This is a genomic window from Celeribacter persicus, assembly GCF_003050785.1.
GTDB classification, from domain to species: domain Bacteria; phylum Pseudomonadota; class Alphaproteobacteria; order Rhodobacterales; family Rhodobacteraceae; genus Celeribacter; species Celeribacter persicus.
The window spans coordinates 1-1,301 of the sequence record NZ_QAOH01000089.1 but is presented as its reverse complement, the minus strand read 5'-3'; the positions used below and the strand labels follow the sequence as shown (position 1 = coordinate 1,301).

At 52.3% G+C, this 1,301-nt stretch carries 2 protein-coding genes; one reads left to right on the top strand and one right to left on the bottom strand.

Annotation, left to right across the window (positions count from 1 at the left end):
- Positions 1-484 precede the first annotated feature (484 nt).
- Positions 485-1,123, top strand: coding sequence for a hypothetical protein (locus C8N42_RS21335; RefSeq protein WP_107818398.1), 639 nt, complete (start codon positions 485-487; stop codon positions 1,121-1,123).
- A gap of 27 nt (positions 1,124-1,150) precedes the next feature.
- Here the strand turns inward: C8N42_RS21335 and C8N42_RS21330 are convergent.
- The coding region (locus C8N42_RS21330) for an IS3 family transposase (RefSeq protein WP_146168246.1) at positions 1,151-1,301 on the bottom strand (151 nt) is incomplete at its 5' end.

Sequence of the window (1,301 nt, the reverse complement as noted above, 5' to 3'; positions counted from 1 at the left end):
TGACATAGTCGTTGAGCTGATCCCCTTCCAGAAACCCCTCGTCAAGACCAAGCCCCTCGTAGATGGTGGGGAGCGCTACCCCGAACAGGGCTGCTATTGACTTTTAAGCCACCACTGCCCATATCCAGCGTAGGGAAGTAAGAAGGAAGGCTACGTTTCCATGAGAAACTGACGATGCAATCTCTAGAACTTACTGAGCTTGTGACGAGCCCTAAGCACTATTGCATCCAATAGCCTTCGCTGCCCTACATCCAATCAAACTACCAACTCAACCACCGTGTGGGTTTCGTTAGCGTTTAGGTACCCTCTTCGCATGCTCTGCGGCGACAGCTCAGTCGTCCCTGCGAGCCCCTAGCCATATGGGACCGCTCCTATCTTCATGAAATCTGAAAAGGACTAAGCCTATGGAAAACCTGAACACTGCCGCGCCACGCACAAACTTTGGTATTACCAATGGGCAACATCTAATCGTGGAAGCCTGATTATGGACGAAGCAATCATGTTTGGGCATGAGGATGAGCCTTTAGAGGAGCAGGGAGAGGGTATCGAGAACCCATGGCATTCACGCCCCATTGATGTTCACCGCTGGTCTGATCACCCTGAATTTATCGCCATTGCTGATCAAATCTGGGAGGAGCACTTCCCCGAAGAGAAGGCTGTTGGCCCGAATCCCAAGACCCCGCATCGTCACCAGTTGCGAGTGCTTATCCTTGATCTCTATGTCGCTTGGAAGGAGGATCCCAAACTGTGCATTGGGGTCTCAATGTCTTCCAACTACTGGGACACCAACTCTCGCTATAACGCCATCCATATCTCGAAAAAGATCATCGAGATTATTCGCAAGCTCAGCGAAGTTGGGCTGCTCAATCTATCTCGGGGCAGCTACTCCGGGCCTAAAGGGCTTGGCAACAGAACCACTCGTATTCGGGCGTCAGCTAAACTCCAGGAGCGTTTTCGTTCCGCTAAGGCTGGGCGTGACGACATTGTTCGGGCTCGAAGCGAAGAAATCATAATTCTGAGGGGGGCGGATGAGCGGCTCGTTGAATACGAGGACACCGAACAGACGGAACTTTGGCGTGAAGAGCTTCGGCAATATAACGAGGTCATTGCTCGTGCCTTCTGAGCTGCTGCCGGTTTCGTGGACGGCAACTTAAGCTTTCATAGCTCGCTCCTCGAAGGTCATAGGGCTTAGATAGCCGATGGTCGAGTGGCGACGCGTTGGATTGTAGAACCTCTCAATGTAATCGAACACATCGGCGCGAGCCTGTCTTCTGGTCCGATAGGTTTTGCGCCTGACCCTT